A 17838-nucleotide genomic window follows, 5' to 3' on the forward strand; every position below is an offset into this window, starting at 1 on the left:
TCGCGTAGCGATCGGCTCGCTTGACATTTTCCCGGTTCGGCAAAAAGGCGGCATTCAACTGCCGCTTTTTTGTGTCTGAAATTCGTCGCACTCCATGACAGTAAAGCTCACGATAGATTGCATGGGAGGCGACCACGGCCCGTCCGTGACCGTTCCCGCTGCCGTCAACTTCGTTCGTTCGCATCCCGATGCGCAGTTGCTGCTCGTCGGCATTGAAAGTGCGATTCGTGCGCAGCTGAAGAAGCTCAAGGCTCAGGATCTGCCGGCGCTGACCGTCGTGCCTGCTACCGAGGTCGTCGCGATGGACGATCCGGTCGAGGTCGCGCTGCGCAAGAAAAAAGATTCGTCGATGCGCGTGGCGCTGAACCGCGTCAAGGAAGGCGAGGCGCAAGCCTGTATTTCCGCCGGCAACACCGGCGCACTGATGGCGGTCTCGCGTTATGTGCTGAAAACGCTGTCGGGTATCGAACGCCCGGCCATCGCGTTCGCCCTGCCCAATCCCACCGGCTATACGATGATGCTCGACCTGGGCGCCAACGTCGACTGCGAGCCGCAGCACCTGCTGCAGTTCGCCGAGATGGGGCACGCGCTCGTGTCCGCGCTCGAAGGCAAAGAGCGGCCCACCATCGGCCTGCTCAACATCGGCGAAGAAGTCATCAAGGGCAACGACATCATCAAGCGCGCCGGCGAACTGCTGCGTGCGAGTACACTGAACTTTCATGGCAATGTCGAAGGCGACGACATCTACAAGGGCACCGTCGACGTAATCGTCTGCGATGGCTTTGTCGGCAATGTCGCGCTGAAGACGTCGGAAGGTCTCGCGCAGATGCTGTCCAACATCATCAAGGAAGAGTTTGGCCGTTCGTGGCTGACCAAGGTGATGGCGGTGCTCGCGCTGCCGGTATTGATGCGCTTCAAGAAACGCGTCGACCATCGGCAATACAATGGCGCCGCGCTGCTCGGCTTGCGCGGTCTCGTGATCAAAAGCCACGGTTCCGCCGATGCCTACGCGTTTGAGTGGGCTATCAAACGCGGGTATGATGCCGTCAAAAACGGCGTGCTGGAGCGCCTTGCGCGAGCGATGGAAGAGAACGCAGGTTCTCTCGAACAGGCGGCGCGCGACGCAAGCGGTGCGGGTCACGCAAGCCCGATCGCAGGCCAGCCGGCCGAGCCCTACGCTGCGCAATCCTCGAAGGCATAATGGCTCAATCCACAATCTACTCCCGCGTGCTGGGCACCGGCAGCTATCTGCCGTCCAACCGCGTCACCAATCAGGATCTGGCTGAGCGTCTCGGCAGGCAAGGTGTCGAAACGAGCGACGAATGGATCGTCGCGCGCACGGGCATCCATGCCCGCCACTTCGCCGATCCCGACGTCACGACCAGCGACCTCGCGTTGATCGCCTCGCAGCGCGCGATCGAAGCGGCGGACATCGATCCCCAGTCCATCGATCTGATCGTCGTCGCCACTTCCACGCCGGACTTTGTGTTCCCGAGCACCGCCTGCCTGCTGCAGAACAAGCTCGGCATCAAGAATCAGGGCGCCGCGTTCGACGTGCAGGCGGTCTGCTCAGGCTTCGCTTACGCGGTCGCGACAGTGGACAGTCTGATTCGCACCGGTCAGCATCGCACGGCTCTCGTGGTCGGCGCGGAAACATTCTCGCGCATCCTCGATTTCAACGACCGCACCACCTGCGTGCTGTTCGGCGACGGCGCCGGCGCGGTGATCCTGCAAGCCTCCGACGAACCGGGCGTGCTCTCGAGCGCGCTGCACGCGGACGGCAGCCATTCGAACATTTTATGCACGCCGGGCAACGTGAACGGCGGCGTGGTCGCTGGCAGCGCGTTCCTGCACATGGACGGTCAGGCGGTGTTCAAGCTTGCCGTCAACGTGCTGGAGAAAGTCGCCATCGAAGCATTGGAAAAAGCCGATCTGAAGCCCGAGCAGATCGACTGGCTGATTCCGCATCAGGCCAATATCCGCATCATGCAAAGCACCTGCCGCAAGCTCGGCCTGCCGCAGGAGCGCATGGTCGTCACGGTGGGCGAGCACGGCAATACGTCGGCGGCGTCCATTCCGCTTGCACTCGACGTCGCGGTGCGCGACGGCCGCATCAAGCGCGGCCAGAACGTGCTGATCGAGGGCGTCGGCGGCGGCTTCACGTGGGGCGCGTCGGTCATTCGCTACTGAGCGCGACGACGCATCGCAGGGCGTAGCTGGGGGCGCCTGCGCGGCCGGAGTAATACCGCGCGCCATCGGGCAGCCGCGGCCGGCAGCCACATCCGATTAAACAGATTTTGGGGACGATATGAAATTCGCGTTCGTTTTTCCTGGGCAGGGCTCGCAGGCGGTCGGCATGCTCAATGCATTCGCCGGTCGCGCAGTCGTGCGTGAGACGGTTCAGGAAGCCTCCGACGCACTCAACCAGGACCTCGGCAAGCTGATCGCCGAAGGCCCCGCCGAAGATCTCAATCTCACCACCAACACCCAGCCGGTCATGCTGACCGCGGCCTACGCTACCTATCGCGCGTGGCAGCAGGCGGGCGGCCCGGCGCCGGCGATCGTCGCCGGCCATAGCCTCGGCGAATACACGGCGCTCGTCGCGGCCGGCGCGCTAGCTTTCCGCGACGCGGTGCCGCTCGTGCGTTTCCGCGCGCAGGCGATGCAAACCGCGGTGCCGGTGGGCGAAGGCGGCATGGCCGCGATTCTCGGCCTCGACGACGACACGGTGCGCGCGGTCTGCGCGGAAGCGTCGGTCGCGGGCGTCGTCGAAGCGGTCAATTTCAATGCGCCGGCGCAAGTCGTGATCGCGGGCCACAAGGCCGCGGTCGAGAAAGCCTGCGAATTCGCGAAGGCCAAAGGTGCGAAGCGCGCGCTGCCGCTGCCGGTGTCGGCGCCGTTCCACTCGTCGCTGCTCAAGCCGGCGTCGGATCAATTGCGCGAATACCTCGCGAGCATCGACGTGCAGGTGCCGTCGATTCCCGTCATCAACAACGTCGACGTCGCCGTGGTCAACGAGCCGGCCAAAATCAAGGACGCGCTGGTGCGCCAGGCGGCTGGTGCGGTGCGCTGGGTCGAATGCGTGCAGGCAATGGCCGCGCAGGGCGTCACGCACGTGATCGAATGCGGCCCGGGCAAGGTCCTTGCGGGTTTGACCAGGCGCATCGACGGCAATCTCGGCGGCGCATCGGTGTTCGATCCGGCATCGCTCGAAGAAACGCTGAAGCTCGTGACGGCAGGCTGAGCGCTTTCGCGAGCGGGTATCGGCAGAGCCGTGCCGCGCTGGCGCGGCCTCCCTCGACAGACGAATCAACAAGAATCAATGAGCCCTATTTGAAGGGCATCCGGACTGACAGATGGAAAAGACTCTCGACAAGCAGATCGCAATCGTAACGGGCGCATCGCGCGGCATCGGCCGTGCGATCGCGATGGAACTCGCGCGTCAGGGCGCGACGGTCATCGGCACCGCGACCAGCGAAAGCGGCGCGACGGCGATCACCGAGGCGTTCAAGGCGGCCGGGGTGAGCGGCCGCGGCGCGGTGCTCGACGTCAACGACGCGGCCGCGGCCGAAGCGCTTATCGACGGCACGGTCAAGGAATTCGGCGCGCTGAACGTGCTGGTGAACAACGCCGGCATCACGCAGGATCAACTGGCGATGCGCATGAAGGACGACGACTGGGACGCGGTGGTCGACACCAACCTGAAGTCGGTGTTCCGTCTGTCGCGTGCGGTGCTGCGCCCGATGATGAAAGCGAAGGGCGGTCGGATCATCAATATCACGTCGGTGGTCGGCTCGGCCGGCAACCCTGGCCAGATCAACTACGCGGCCGCGAAGGCGGGCGTCGCGGGCATGACGCGCGCGCTCGCGCGCGAGATCGGCAGCCGTGGCATCACGGTCAATTGCGTGGCGCCTGGCTTCATCGATACCGACATGACCAAGGCGCTGCCCGAAGAGCAGCAGACCGTGCTGAAAACGCAGATTCCGCTCGGCCGTCTCGGCAGCCCGGAAGACATCGCGCACGCGGTCGCTTTCCTCGCGTCGCCGCAAGCGGGCTACATCACCGGCACGACGCTGCACGTGAACGGCGGCATGTACATGCAGTAACCAAATTCGGTTACTATCCGCGCCTTGATGCGTTCGCAGAAGCACGAGGCGCATGCGTTGACAGGAACCCGAAGCGCCGCTTTTTTGCCGGGTCAAACCTGATAAAATGCGCGCACCTGTATTTTTGAACTTCTTTTCCCTTGGAGGGGTAATGGACAATATCGAACAGCGCGTCAAGAAGATCGTCGCGGAACAACTGGGCGTTGCGGAAGCGGAAATCAAGAACGAAGCGTCGTTCGTGAACGATCTGGGCGCCGACTCGCTCGACACCGTTGAGCTCGTGATGGCCCTCGAAGACGAATTCGGCATGGAAATTCCGGATGAAGAAGCCGAGAAGATCACCACCGTTCAGCAAGCGATCGACTACGCTCGCGCGAACGTCAAGGCCTAAGGTCATTCGCGCCTGCGTTTCTGCACGGGTCGCGCATGACGCCCTGCCGTGCCGCTTGCCGGCGCCAGCAGGGTCGGCGCTATGGGGTGTGTCCATTGACACGCCATACGCCACGCCGCTTGCCACGCAGGAGCCAGCGATGTTGACAGCGCAACTTTCCGCGCGATTGCCGACTTAAACAGCCACAGGGCACACAGGGCGATTCCTGTGGGCGCTGTGGCTTTTGCTTTTGTCATCTATGAAAAAGGGGTTACCGTGAGCCGCCGTCGTGTTGTTGTTACAGGCCTGGGGCTGATTTCGCCTGTTGGCAATAATGTTGCCGATGGCTGGGCCAATCTGGTCGCCGGCAAGTCTGGGATTGCCAATATCACGAAGTTCGATGCGTCGAACTTCTCGACTCGTTTCGCCGGCGAGGTGAAGGGCTTCAATATCGAGGACTACATCCCCGGTAAGGAAGCGCGCCACATGGATACGTTCATCCACTACGGCGTGGCCGCGGGCATCCAGGCCATGCAGGACAGCGGGCTCGAAGTCACCGACGAGAATTCGGAGCGCATTGGCGTGGTGGTCGGTTCGGGCATCGGCGGTCTGCCGATGATCGAAATCACCCAAACCGAATTGCTCAATCGCGGCCCGCGCCGCATTTCGCCGTTCTTCGTGCCGGCTTCGATCATCAACATGATCTCCGGCCACCTGTCGATCAAGTTCGGCATCAAGGGTCCGAATCTGTCGATCGTCACCGCGTGCACGACCGGTCTGCACTGCATCGGCGAGGCTTCGCGCCTGATCGAATACGGCGACGCCGACGTGATGATTGCCGGCGGCGCGGAATCGACCGTGTCCCCGCTCGGTATCGGCGGCTTTGCGGCGGCGCGCGCGCTGTCGCAACGCAATGACGATCCGGCAACCGCTAGCCGTCCGTGGGACAAGGACCGCGACGGCTTCGTGCTCGGCGAAGGCGCGGGCGTGATGGTGCTCGAAGAATACGAGCACGCGAAGGCGCGTGGCGCGAAGATCTACGCGGAAATCGGCGGCTACGGCATGAGCGGCGATGCGTACCACATGACCGCGCCGCTCGAAGACGGCGACGGCGCACGCCGCTGCATGCTCGCAGCGCTGAAGAACGCGGGCATCAACGGCGATCAGGTGAACTACCTGAACGCGCACGGCACGTCCACGCCGCTCGGCGATCTGGCGGAAACGACCGGCATCAAGCGGGCGTTCGGCGACCACTCGAAGGACATGGTCGTCAATTCGACCAAGTCGATGACGGGCCACCTGCTGGGCGGCGCCGGCGGTCTGGAGTCGGTGTTCACGGTGCTCGCCGTGCATCACCAGGTCTCGCCTCCGACCATCAACATCTTCAACCAGGACCCGGCCTGCGATCTCGATTACTGCGCAAACACCGCGCGGGACATGAAGATCGACGTCGCGCTGAAGAACTCGTTTGGGTTCGGCGGTACGAACGGCACGCTGGTGTTCAAGCGCGCCTGATCACGGGTGACGCATCAGTTCGCGACGCCGGCTTCGCCGGCGCTTTCCCCCGCACCGGCAACGTTGAGCAGGACGACGCAGCGGATTGCGTTGCGTCGCTCTGTCGCAATGCGTGCCGCGGCGGGGGCGTTCGTGCTGATTGCGACGTTAGCCGTTTATACCTGCCTCGCGCCGCGCTTGGGCGCGTGGCAGGCCGCTGCGTTGACGCTCGCCGTCGCAGCGGTCCTTGCACTGTGCGCGGCTAGGCATGACGCGGCGCAGCCAACCGCGCTGCATATCGCGATGGGTGAGATTTCCGCCTGGAACCGCGCAGGTGAATTGCTCGCGCGAGGTCGCGTCGTCGGTTGCGCGCAGTGGAGCAGCCGTTTGTTGGTGCTCGCGCTCGCGCCCGAGAGTGGTCGAAGGCGTGGCCTCATGCGTGCGCCGCTGGGCCGTACGCGCTCCCTGCTGCTCGCCGCCGACGCGCTGCCGCCCAATGTTTTCCGCGAACTTTCCGTGCTGGGCCGGCGTGCGGCCGGCGCCTGACTGTAACGACTGTAACCGCTGTTACCGTAGTAACGTGCCCTCACGAGGGGGACGCTACAATGGTCCCCCGCCATGCGCCCTATAGTTAACGGATTTATCAGGTGAGCGAAAAAGAAATTGATCAGGTGCTGGTCGAACGCGTCCAGAAGGGCGACAAGGCCGCGTTCGAGCTTCTGGTCTCCAAATACCACCGCAAGATTCTCCGGCTGATCTCGCGTCTCGTGCGGGACCCCGCCGAAGTCGAAGACGTCGCACAGGACGCATTTATCAAGGCGTATCGCGCGTTGCCGCAGTTTCGCGGCGAGTCGGCGTTTTATACGTGGTTGTACCGGATTGCGGTCAATACCGCGAAGAACTACCTTGCCACCCAAGGCCGGCGCGCGCCGACCTCGACCGAAGCGGATGCTGAAGAAGCTGAAACTTTCTCCGACGCTGACCAACTAAGGGATATCAACACGCCTGAGTCGATGTTGATGAGCAAGCAGATCGCCGAGACGGTCAATGCTGCGATGGCGGTTTTACCGGAAGAATTGCGCACCGCCATTACTCTTCGAGAAATTGAGGGTTTGAGCTACGAGGAAATCGCTGAGATGATGGGTTGCCCGATTGGCACAGTCAGATCACGAATTTTCCGCGCTCGCGAAGCCATTGCGGCAAAATTGCGACCGTTGCTTGACACACCCGAAGGCAAGCGCTGGTAGAGGTTTTTGAACGTCCGGCAGGCTTGGCGGGGCAGCGGCGCAATATCTGGATTAGTGGTGTCACTACGGGGTATTTGGAAGATGGGGAGCATCATGGGGTCGGTCTCGATGCAATCGCAAGCGGGCTCGCGCGGCGAGCGTCTGTCCGCTTTCGTCGACGGTGAATTGTTTGGCGAAGAGCATCTGAATCTGGACAAGTTTCTTGCGGAACTGGACGGCGATGATCGCGCCGCCTGGTCGAGCTACCACCTGATCGGCGACGCGCTACGTTCCGACGATCTGGCAGTCAGCCCCGCACGGAGCAGCGCCTTTCTCAGCGGTTTTGCCGCGCGCCTCGAAAGCGAGCCGCATGTGCTGGCGCCAGCCGCCGCGTCCGCGTCGGTCACGCGCCGCCTGCTCGGGCTGCGCCGGCGAGTCGTGCCGGCTTTTGCCGTCGCTGCCGCGGCCGCTACCTTGACCTGGATCGTCGTGCCGCAGCTGCAGGGCGCGCCGGGTGGTCCGGGTGCCCAGCTCGCTTCGCTACAATCGCACGCCGACCCGGTGCAGCGTGTCGCCATGGCCTCGGTGCCCGCGCAAGACTCCAACATCATTCGCGACGCGAGCCTCGATCAATACCTCGAAGCTCATCAGCAATTCGCGCAGCAACCGGCGCTGGCAGGCTCGATGCCGGTGATTCGCGCTGCCTCAGTCTCCACGCAGGGCCAATAGTTTGATGCAGACTCCGCGGTTCAATAAAACGACTATCTGGGGGCGGTTGCCAGCATTTCTGTTCTGTGCAGCCGTGTTGTTGTCCGCTACACCGCGGGTCTTCGCTCAAGACGATCCGGTCGTCGCCCGTCGCACGGCCGCCGAACTGCTCGACCGCATCCATCAGGCCGCCCAACAGCAGAACTACGAGGGCGCCTTCGTCTATCAGCGCGGCAATTTCGTGCAGACGTCGCACATTGCGCATTACTCCACGCATACGGACGGCGAGTTCGAGCAGCTCGAAAGCCTCGACGGCAAGCCGCGCAAAATGCTGCGCCACAACGACGACATGTACACGTTCCTGCCGGAACGGCGTATCGTGGTCTTCGAAAAGCGGCAGAACAAGGATTCATTCCCCGCGCTGCTGTCCGTGAACGGCGAGCAGGTACTGTCCGTCTACGAGCCGAAGATGCTGGGTGATGACCGCGTCGCGGGCGTCGACAGTCTGGTGATGGAACTGGATCCGAAAGACGCGTACCGGTTCGCGTACAAGCTTTGGGCCGACAACAAGACCGGTCTGCTGCTGCGCGCGCAGACGCTCGACCCGAGCGGCCAGGTGCTCGAGCAACTGTCGTTTTCGCAGGTCCGCATCGGCGTGCCGGTCGACAAAGCGGGCATCGTCAACGGCATTCGCAATCTCACGGGCTGGACGGTCGTGCGTCCGCCAGTCGAGCCGGTCGACATGGCCGCGCAGGGTTGGCTAATCAATCCGTCGGTGCGGGGTTTTCATATCATCCGTCAGTTGCGCCGTCCGATGGCGTCGCGCGAGGCGGGGCAGCCGCCGATCCCGGTCGACCAGGCCGTGTTTTCCGACGGCCTCGCGGCGATTTCGGTTTTCGTCGAGCCGGTCGAGAACAACACGCGCAAAGAGGGCACGGGCGATAGCGGCGCGACGCACGTCCTGGTCAAGCGTCAGGGTGACTTCTGGATTACCCTGCTCGGTGAGGTGCCCCAAACCACATTGCAGCAATTCGCGTCTGCCATAGAATACAAAGCTCCGAAGTAACCCTTCCGAATCCTGAAATCCCTCGGCTTGCTACGATATGACGACTTTCTCGGTGCGCAAATTCCTCGCGGCCGTAGTGGTGGCGGCGTGTTTGCCGCTTGTGCCGCATATGGCATCAGCGGCTCCCGCTGCCAATCTGCCCGACTTCACTGACCTCGTCGACAAGGTAGGCCCGGCGGTCGTCAATATTCGCACGACAACGCGCGTGTCGAACGGTAGTTCCCGCGGCGGCCTGCCGCCGGGTATGGACGACGGCGATATGTCGGAGTTCTTCCGGCGCTTCTTCGGGATTCCGTTGCCGCAGTCACCGCAATCACCGCGCGGTGGTGATAACGGCGGTGGCGGTGGAGGGGGCGGCAGCGGCGGCAGCCCGGATTCACAGGACAACACCGACCCCGAACAGAACAGCGGGGTGGGCTCGGGCTTCATCCTGTCGGCGGACGGCTACGTGATGACCAACGCTCACGTCGTCGACGACGCGGATACGATCTACGTGACGCTGACCGACAAGCGCGAATTCAAGGCGAAGCTGATCGGGGTCGACGACCGTACCGACGTCGCGGTCGTGAAGATCAACGCGTCGAATCTGCCGACCATCACGATCGGCGATTCAAACAAGGTGCGCGTCGGCGAATGGGTCGTCGCGATCGGGTCGCCGTTCGGTCTCGAAAACACGGTGACGGCCGGTATCGTCAGCGCGAAGGGACGCGACACCGGCGACTACCTGCCGTTCATCCAGACCGACGTAGCCGTCAATCCGGGCAACTCGGGCGGCCCGCTAATCAACATGCAAGGCGAAGTGATCGGCATCAATTCGCAGATTTACAGCCGCACCGGCGGTTTCATGGGCATTTCGTTCGCGATTCCGATCGACGAAGCGATGCGGGTGGCCGATCAGCTGAAGAGTTCGGGCAAGGTGGTGCGCGGCCGCATCGCGGTGGCGATCGGTGAAGTGACGAAAGACGTCGCCGATTCGCTCGGCTTGCCGAAGGCGCAGGGCGCGCTCGTCAGCAGCGTCGAGCCGGGCGGCCCGGCCGACAAGGCCGGCGTGCAGCCGGGCGACATCATCCTGAAGTTCAACGGTCATTCGGTCGACACCGCCACGGACCTGCCGCGCATGGTCGGCGATACGAAGCCGGGCACGAAGACGTCGATCTCGATCTGGCGCAAGGGTCAGACGCGCGAACTGCCGATCACGATCTCGGAAATGCAGTCGGACAAGGTCGCGAAAGCGGATCAGAAGAAGCCACAGGCGCCGAAGCAGCGCGCGACCAACGCGCTTGGCATCGCGGTCAGCGACATTCCCGCCGATCAGCAGAAAGCGCTGAAGATTCAGAATGGCGTGCAGATCGACGCGGTCGACGGTCCGGCAGCCCGTGTCGGGCTCCAAAAGGGCGACATCATCCTGCGGGTTGGCGACATGGATGTGACGAGCGCGAAACAGTTCGACGAACTGACCTCACACCTCGATTCGCAGAAGATGGTCGCGTTGCTGGTGCGTCGCGGCGACAACACGCAGTTTGTGCCGATCCGTCCGCGCAGCGCGCAGAAATGACAAAGACAGCATCGCTCACGCTCTATGGGCGCGCGTGGTGCCATCTGTGCGAGGACATGCGCGCCGCGCTCGAGCCGTTGCTGGCCGAGTTCGGTGCGCAACTGGCGGTGATCGACGTCGACAGCGATCCGTTGCTCGAAGCGCGTTACAACGAGTGGGTGCCGGTGCTGGTATGCGATGGCGTCGAGTTGTGCCACTACCATCTCGACGAAGCGCGAGTGCGCGCAGCATTGGCGGCGCATGCGTCGCGTGTGGCCGCGGCGTCCTGATTTACATCCGCGCGGCATGGCGATTCGCGCGATCCATGCGCGGATTGTCGCGACTCGCCGCGATGCGCAGGGTAAATTTCTCGCATCTTCTACGCCGTCTTGAGGCCCGCGCTATGCAAGATGCGCCGGCCGAGGGGCTTTTCGGCTAAAATAGATAGGTTTTTCACCTACTTACAAGGCGTGCTCCGCTATTGTCCGGGCGCGCCTTTTCGCTTGATCGGCACTGAATGGATCATATTCGTAACTTCTCGATCATTGCGCACATCGACCATGGCAAGTCGACGCTCGCCGATCGCATCATCCAGATTTGTGGTGGTCTGTCCGACCGCGAGATGGAAGCTCAGGTGCTCGACTCGATGGATCTCGAGCGCGAGCGCGGCATTACCATCAAGGCGCAAACCGCCGCGTTGTCGTATCGCGCGCGCGACGGCCGAGTCTACAACCTGAACATGATCGACACCCCCGGGCACGTCGACTTCTCGTACGAAGTCAGCCGCTCGCTGTCCGCGTGCGAAGGTGCGCTGCTCGTCGTCGACGCGAGCCAGGGCGTGGAGGCGCAAACAGTCGCCAACTGCTACACGGCCATCGAACTCGGCGTCGAAGTGGTGCCGGTGTTGAACAAGATCGATCTGCCGGCGGCGAACCCCGAAAACGCGATCGCCGAGATCGAGGACGTGATCGGCATCGATGCGACCGACGCCACACATTGCAGCGCGAAGACCGGCCTCGGCGTCGAAGACGTGCTCGAAGCGCTGATCGCGAAAGTACCGCCGCCGAAGGGCGATCCGGAAGCGCCGCTGCAGGCGCTCATCATCGACTCGTGGTTCGACAACTACGTCGGTGTCGTGATGCTCGCGCGCATCGTCAACGGCACGCTGCGCCCGAAGGACAAGATCCGCCTGATGGCAACCGGCGCGCAGTATCCGGTGGAACATATCGGCGTGTTCACGCCGAAGTCGAAGAATCTCGAATCGCTGTCGGCGGGGCAGGTGGGCTTCATCATCGCCGGCATCAAGGAACTCGCGGCGGCGAAGGTCGGCGACACGGTTACGCTGGTGAACCAGCCGGCGGCCGAGCCGCTGCCGGGCTTCAAGGAGGTGAAGCCGCAGGTGTTCGCGGGTCTCTATCCGGTCGAAGCGAACCAGTACGACGCGCTGCGCGACTCGCTCGAAAAGCTGAAGCTGAACGACGCGTCGCTGCAGTACGAGCCGGAAGTGTCGCAAGCGCTCGGTTTCGGGTTCCGCTGCGGCTTCCTCGGTCTGTTGCACATGGAAATCGTGCAGGAACGTCTCGAGCGTGAGTTCGACATGGACCTGATCACGACGGCGCCGACCGTGGTCTACGAAGTTCTGCAGCGCGACGGCACAACCCTGATGGTCGAGAATCCGGCCAAGATGCCGGAGCCATCGAAGATCGAGGAAGTGCGCGAGCCGATCGTCACCGTGAACCTCTACATGCCGCAAGACTACGTCGGCGCGGTGATCACGTTGTGTACGCAGAAGCGCGGCAACCAGATCAACATGCAGTATCACGGTCGTCAGGTCCAGCTGACGTACGAAATCCCGATGGGCGAAGTCGTGCTCGATTTCTTCGATCGTCTGAAGTCGATTTCGCGGGGTTACGCGTCGATGGATTACGAGTTCAAGGAATACCGCGCGTCGGACGTCGTGAAGGTCGACATGCTGATCAACGGCGACAAGGTCGATGCGCTGTCGGTGATCGTCCATCGCTCGCAAAGCCAGTATCGCGGCCGCGAAGTGGCAGCGAAAATGCGCGAGCTGATTCCGCGTCAGATGTACGACGTAGCGGTTCAAGCCACGATCGGTTCGAACATTATCGCGCGCGAAAACATTAAAGCGTTGCGTAAGAACGTGCTGGCAAAATGCTACGGCGGTGATATCACGCGTAAGAAGAAGCTGCTTGAAAAGCAGAAGGCAGGCAAGAAGCGAATGAAGCAGGTGGGCTCGGTTGAAATCCCGCAAGAGGCTTTCCTCGCTATTCTGCGTGTCGAAGACAAATAAGTTGAATAACGGAACCCTATGAATTTCGCGCTGATTCTTTTTGTGCTCGTCGTTTTGACGGGTGTCGCATGGGTCGCGGACAAACTGGTTTTCCTGCCGAAACGGCGCCGCGAGGCAGAAGCCGCAGTCGCCGAATTCGATCGTCAGCAGGCGCGCATCGGCGAGCGTTTCGCCGATGAAAACGCCGCGCAAACCCGCGCGCGTTTGCGTGACGACAAGCTGCGTCAGCCGTGGTGGCTCGAATATACGGCGAGTTTTTTTCCGGTGATTCTGGTGGTGTTCGTCGTGCGCTCGTTCGTGGTCGAGCCGTTCAAGATCCCATCCGGCTCCATGGTGCCGACGCTGCTGGTGGGCGACTTCATCCTCGTCAATAAATTCGAATACGGTCTTCGTTTGCCGATCACCAATACGAGGATCACGCAGGGCCGTCCGGTCCAGCGCGGCGACGTGGTGGTGTTCCGTTATCCGAAAGACGAATCGGTCGACTACATCAAGCGTGTGATTGGCCTGCCGGGCGATGTGGTCGAGTATCAGGACAAGAAGTTGACCGTCAACGGCAAGCCGGTGCCAGAAACGCCGCTGCCCGATTATCTCGACGAAGAGCGGCTCGGCTACGCGAAGCAGTTCCAGGAAGATATCGACGGCCGCAAGAACGCGATTCTGAATAATCCGGCGGTGCCGCCGTTCATCGTTGGTGCGGAAGACTTCCCCTATCGCGACAACTGCCAATACAACGCACGTGGCGTGATCTGCAAAGTGCCGCCGGGCAACTTCTTCATGATGGGCGATAACCGAGACAACAGCGCGGATAGCCGGTACTGGGGTTTTGCGCCTGAACGCAATATCGTCGGCCGCGCATTTTTCATCTGGATGAACTTCAGCGATCTGCGACGCATCGGCTCCTTCCAGTGAGTCGTGTGCATTGATCGCTTCGTGATCACTTCATGAGCGATCACACGCCGCGCGAATAAACGGCACCGGTTATCTCGGTCGCGGCGTGTTGTCATGCTACTTTAAGAACTCGCGGTAACGTCGCTTCGCCACGCTTTTTCCTCTGGCGCCCCGCCTTTCCGCCGGGTCAGGCGCCCGCGTTATACTCTGCCCATGCCTCTATCTCCGTTGGAAAGCCGTTTGCGCTATGAATTTCGCAATGCGGAATTGCTGCGCCAGGCTTTAACACACCGCAGTCACAGCTCCACGCACAACGAACGGCTCGAATTTCTCGGCGACTCCGTTCTGAATTGCGCGGTGGCTGCGCTTTTGTTCCAACGTTTCGGCAAACTCGACGAAGGCGATCTGTCGCGCGTGCGTGCCAATCTGGTCAAACAGCAGTCCCTTTACGAGATTGCTCAGGCACTCAATATCTCGGAGGGCCTGCGCCTCGGCGAGGGTGAATTGCGCAGCGGCGGCTTCCGCCGGCCGTCCATCCTCGCGGATACGCTCGAGGCGGTGCTCGGTGCGATATTTCTCGACGGCGGCTTCGACGCTGCGCAGACGGTCATCAAACGCCTCTACGTGCCAATCCTCGATCATATCGACCCGCGTACGCTCGGCAAGGACGCTAAGACGCTGCTGCAGGAGTATCTGCAGGGCCACAAGATTGCATTGCCTACCTATACGGTCGTCGCCACCCATGGTGCGGCGCACAATCAGCAATTCGAAGTCGAATGCACGGTGCCGAAGCTCGACGTCAAGGTGTCCGGCTCGGGCGCGAGCCGTCGCGCGGCGGAGCAGGCGGCCGCAAAGAAAGCGCTCGACGAAGTAATGGCCGCGGCGCCTGCCGTAGTTGCGAAGCCGAAGCGTTCGAAAAGCGCGCGCGCCGCGAAAAACGCCGAGCAGGACATCGTGCCGGGTGTGACCGGCGTGCAGGCCGCACTGGATTTACGCACACCGGATCGCAAGAGCGCGCGCGGTGAAGGGCGGGCGCCTGCTGCGGTTGAAGCCCACGCCGACAAGTCTGCCGTGGAAAAGTCAGCGGTTGAAAGGCCTGCAGCCGAGCGTGCAGCGCCGGGCGCCGCCGGTGCGCCGTTGGCTGTCATCCGTGCCGCGCATGTGGAGTACAGCGGACATGACAAGCCGGAGCGCGCCGAGAAGTCCGAAAAGGCGGAGAGAGCCGACAAGGTTTCGGTGCACTCAGGCGAGAAACCTGTCGACAAGCCGGCCGAAAAACACACAGCGGACAAAACCCCCGACCTCAAAGCCGACGCGCCGTCACACGCGCGCAGCGCAGAGCGTCAGCGTAACCGCGAAGCCGCGCCGGGCACTACCTCATCGAGCGTTTCCGCCGCGCCCGCGTCGGTTGTCTCGGCGGCCCCGGCCGCACCTGCCGAACACGAACCCGGCGTCGCCGGCGCGGTGCAAACGCGCGTCGCCGATGCGGGCCATTGATTGCCATCGGCGTGCGCGTCGCGCACGCCGACCTGAACCTGCCGTAGTCCGAATATGAACGCTCCCACTCCCACTGGTTTTCGTTGCGGCATGGTCGCGATCGTCGGCCGCCCGAACGTCGGCAAGTCCACGCTGATGAACGCGCTGGTCGGCCAGAAAGTCAGCATCACGTCGCGCAAGGCGCAGACCACGCGCCATCGCATCACCGGCATCAACACGCTCGAAGACGCCCAGTACATCTTCGTCGACACGCCCGGTTTCCAGACCAAGCACAGCGGCGCGCTGAACCGCTCGCTGAATCGCGCCGTGACGTCGACGCTGACCTCGGTCGATGCGATCCTGTTCGTCATCGAAGCAGGCCGCTTCGGCCCCGACGACCAGAAGGTACTCGACCTGATTCCGGCGAAGGTGCCGACGTTGCTGATCGCGAACAAGCTCGATCGCGTGTCGGATAAAGACTCGCTGTTCCCGTTCATGCAGCAGATGAGCACGCTGCGCGAGTTCAACGAGATCGTGCCGCTGTCGGCGAAAAATACCGACGACATCAAGCGTCTGATGGCGACCATCAAGCCGTTCCTGCCGGAAGGCGAGCCGATCTACGGCGAGGACGACCTGACCGATCGCAGCGAGCGCTTCCTTGCGGCCGAAATCCTGCGCGAGAAAGTCTTCCGCTGGACCGGCGACGAACTGCCGTACACCAGCACCGTGCTGATCGACAAGTTCGAAACCGAAGGGCGGCTGCGCCGTATCTTCGCGACGATTCTCGTCGATCGCGACACGCACAAGGCGATGATCATCGGCCAGAAGGGCGCGAAGCTGAAGCAGATCAGCACCGAGGCGCGCCTCGACATGGCGAAGCTGTTCGACGGGCCGGTGTATCTCGAGACCTTCGTCAAGGTGAAGAGCGGCTGGGCCGACAACGAAGCCGGGCTTCGTGCGTATGGGTACGAATGACGCGTGGATGACGCTCCATTCAGACGAGGCTCCGGACCAACCGGAGCACGAGCCGTCGCGGCCCGCGCGTAGCGCGAGGAAGTCGTCGGCTCAGGCAAAAGGCGCGAAAAGCGCGAATAGCGCGCCCGCCGACGATGGCGAGCCGCGCAAAGCGCCGGCGCGTCGCGCGCCGCGCACCTCCACATCCGAATACCGGATCACCGAGCAGCCCGCGTTCGTGCTGCATAGCTACCCGTATCGCGAGACCAGCCTGATCATCGACGTGCTGTCGCGCGATCACGGTCGTCTCGCGCTCGTCGCGAAGGGCGCAAAGCGCCCGCACTCCGCGTTGCGCGGCGTGCTGCAAACGTTCCAGCCTTTGTCGCTCGCATGGTCGGGCAAATCCGAAATGCGCACGCTGACCGGCGCCGAGTGGGTCGGCGGCATGCTGCCGCTGACCGGCGACGCGCTGCTGTGCGGTTTCTATGTCAACGAACTGCTGGTGCGCTTCTGTGCGCGCGAAGACCCGCATCCGCAGTTGTTCCATCACTACGTCGTCACGCTGACGCGTCTTGCGCACGACGAGCCGCCGGTGCAGGTGCTGCGCTCGTTCGAGCGCGTGCTGCTGCGCGAGACCGGCTACGCGATGGCGCTCGACCGCACGGTCGCGCGCAAGGCCGTGCTCGCCGACGGCCGCTACGTGTTCGATCCCGAGCGCGGCGTGCGCGAGGCATCGGACGAATGGCCCGCGCAGTGGCCGGTGGTATCGGGACAAACCTTGCTCGATATGGAAAAGGACGATTACCATCGAGCGCAGACCGTCGCGCAAAGCAAAACGCTGATGCGCTTCCTGCTCAACACCTATCTCGGCGGCGCGCCGCTTGCTACCCGCCAGATCCTGATCGACCTGCAGAACTTATGAGCTTCTTCCTGACTTCGCCGACCGTGATCGACCTCGGCGTGAATATCGACCACGTTGCCACGCTGCGCAACGCGCGTGGCACGTCCTATCCCGATCCGATCCGCGCCGCGCTGATGGCCGAAGAAGCCGGCGCCGATGCGATCACGCTGCACCTGCGCGAAGATCGCCGGCATATCGTCGACGCCGACGTGCACAAGCTGCGTCCGCTGCTGAAAACGCGTATGAATCTCGAATGCGCGGTCACGGCCGAAATGCTCGACATCGCGTGCGAAGTGCAGCCGCACGACGTGTGCCTCGTGCCGGAAAAGCGCGCGGAGCTGACGACCGAAGGCGGTCTCGACGTCGCCGGCCAGTTCGAGGCGGTGCGCGCCGCATGCAAGCAACTGGCGGATGCCAACTCGCGCGTGTCGCTGTTCATCGATCCCGACGAAACGCAGATTCGCGCCGCGCACGAAGCCGGCGCACCGGTGATCGAGCTGCACACCGGCCGTTACGCGGAAGCGCACGATCCCGCCGAACAGCAGCGCGAATACGAGCGCATCGTGCGCGCGGTCGAATTCGGCACGACGCTCGGCCTCAAGGTGAACGCGGGCCACGGCCTGCACTACACGAACGTGCAGCAGATCGCGGCTATCGACGGCATCGTCGAACTCAACATCGGCCATGCGATCGTCGCGCACGCGATCTTCGCGGGCTGGGACAACGCGGTGCGCGAGATGAAGGCGATCATGGTCGCCGCGCGTCTCGGCGCGCGCGCGTAACCCAATCTCGCGACGGACG

At 62.9% G+C, this 17838-nt stretch carries 18 protein-coding genes; all 18 read left to right on the top strand.

Annotated features, from left to right (window positions below):
• The first annotated feature begins 94 nt into the window (after nucleotides 1-94).
• On the top strand, nucleotides 95-1201 hold the full coding sequence (plsX, locus tag G5S42_RS02895) for a phosphate acyltransferase PlsX (RefSeq protein ID WP_013090058.1): 1107 nt from the start codon (nucleotides 95-97) through the stop codon (nucleotides 1199-1201).
• Entirely contained in the window at nucleotides 1201-2190 is a 990-nt protein-coding gene (locus tag G5S42_RS02900) for a beta-ketoacyl-ACP synthase III (RefSeq protein ID WP_176105454.1), read from the top strand. The genes plsX and G5S42_RS02900 overlap by 1 nt, the downstream gene beginning before the upstream one ends.
• A 118-nt stretch (nucleotides 2191-2308) precedes the next feature.
• Nucleotides 2309-3244 (top strand): ACP S-malonyltransferase, encoded by a 936-nt coding sequence (gene fabD, locus G5S42_RS02905; protein ID WP_176105455.1) that lies wholly within the window; start codon nucleotides 2309-2311, stop codon nucleotides 3242-3244.
• Between the two features lie 112 nt (nucleotides 3245-3356).
• Nucleotides 3357-4106, top strand: a complete 750-nt coding sequence (fabG, locus tag G5S42_RS02910) for a 3-oxoacyl-ACP reductase FabG (RefSeq protein WP_176105456.1) — start codon at nucleotides 3357-3359, stop codon at nucleotides 4104-4106.
• A gap of 151 nt (nucleotides 4107-4257) precedes the next feature.
• Entirely contained in the window at nucleotides 4258-4497 is a 240-nt protein-coding gene (gene acpP, locus G5S42_RS02915) for an acyl carrier protein (protein WP_004197638.1), read from the top strand.
• Between the two features lie 255 nt (nucleotides 4498-4752).
• Entirely contained in the window at nucleotides 4753-5991 is a 1239-nt protein-coding gene (gene fabF, locus G5S42_RS02920; protein ID WP_176105457.1) for a beta-ketoacyl-ACP synthase II, read from the top strand.
• Nucleotides 5992-5997: 6 nt separating this feature from the next.
• Complete coding sequence (locus G5S42_RS02925; RefSeq protein ID WP_429484963.1) at nucleotides 5998-6516, top strand: hypothetical protein; 519 nt, start codon at nucleotides 5998-6000, stop codon at nucleotides 6514-6516.
• A 101-nt stretch (nucleotides 6517-6617) separates the two neighbouring features.
• Nucleotides 6618-7217 (top strand): RNA polymerase sigma factor RpoE, encoded by a 600-nt coding sequence (gene rpoE / locus G5S42_RS02930; protein WP_006051939.1) that lies wholly within the window; start codon nucleotides 6618-6620, stop codon nucleotides 7215-7217.
• Nucleotides 7218-7310: 93 nt separating this feature from the next.
• On the top strand, nucleotides 7311-7925 hold the full coding sequence (locus G5S42_RS02935; RefSeq protein ID WP_176110282.1) for a sigma-E factor negative regulatory protein: 615 nt from the start codon (nucleotides 7311-7313) through the stop codon (nucleotides 7923-7925).
• A 4-nt stretch (nucleotides 7926-7929) separates the two neighbouring features.
• A complete protein-coding gene (locus tag G5S42_RS02940; protein ID WP_176105459.1) occupies nucleotides 7930-8970 on the top strand; it encodes a MucB/RseB family sigma factor regulatory protein in 1041 nt (346 codons plus the stop codon).
• A gap of 37 nt (nucleotides 8971-9007) precedes the next feature.
• Nucleotides 9008-10525 (top strand): DegQ family serine endoprotease, encoded by a 1518-nt coding sequence (locus G5S42_RS02945; protein WP_176105460.1) that lies wholly within the window; start codon nucleotides 9008-9010, stop codon nucleotides 10523-10525.
• A complete protein-coding gene (locus tag G5S42_RS02950) occupies nucleotides 10522-10794 on the top strand; it encodes a glutaredoxin family protein (protein WP_176105461.1) in 273 nt (90 codons plus the stop codon). Before G5S42_RS02945 ends, G5S42_RS02950 begins: the two co-directional genes overlap by 4 nt.
• A 227-nt stretch (nucleotides 10795-11021) precedes the next feature.
• Nucleotides 11022-12815, top strand: coding sequence for a translation elongation factor 4 (gene lepA, locus G5S42_RS02955; RefSeq protein ID WP_176105462.1), 1794 nt, complete (start codon nucleotides 11022-11024; stop codon nucleotides 12813-12815).
• A gap of 18 nt (nucleotides 12816-12833) precedes the next feature.
• Nucleotides 12834-13727: a signal peptidase I gene (lepB, locus tag G5S42_RS02960; RefSeq protein ID WP_013090047.1), complete on the top strand. Its 894-nt coding sequence runs from the start codon at nucleotides 12834-12836 to the stop codon at nucleotides 13725-13727.
• A 192-nt stretch (nucleotides 13728-13919) separates the two neighbouring features.
• Nucleotides 13920-15203 carry a ribonuclease III gene (gene rnc, locus G5S42_RS02965; RefSeq protein WP_176105463.1) on the top strand — a complete coding sequence of 428 codons (1284 nt, stop codon included), beginning with the start codon at nucleotides 13920-13922 and terminating at the stop codon, nucleotides 15201-15203.
• 54 nt (nucleotides 15204-15257) lie between these two features.
• Nucleotides 15258-16157, top strand: coding sequence for a GTPase Era (gene era, locus G5S42_RS02970; RefSeq protein ID WP_050783920.1), 900 nt, complete (start codon nucleotides 15258-15260; stop codon nucleotides 16155-16157).
• Nucleotides 16144-17058, top strand: coding sequence for a DNA repair protein RecO (recO, locus tag G5S42_RS02975; RefSeq protein ID WP_176105464.1), 915 nt, complete (start codon nucleotides 16144-16146; stop codon nucleotides 17056-17058). The genes era and recO overlap by 14 nt, the downstream gene beginning before the upstream one ends.
• The gene (pdxJ, locus tag G5S42_RS02980) at nucleotides 17055-17819 is read left to right on the top strand and encodes a pyridoxine 5'-phosphate synthase (protein ID WP_176105465.1); all 765 of its coding nucleotides are present in this window, start codon (nucleotides 17055-17057) and stop codon (nucleotides 17817-17819) included. Before recO ends, pdxJ begins: the two co-directional genes overlap by 4 nt.
• The last annotated feature ends 19 nt before the right edge of the window (nucleotides 17820-17838 follow it).

It is taken from the genome of Paraburkholderia youngii, from assembly GCF_013366925.1.
Taxonomy (GTDB): domain Bacteria; phylum Pseudomonadota; class Gammaproteobacteria; order Burkholderiales; family Burkholderiaceae; genus Paraburkholderia; species Paraburkholderia youngii.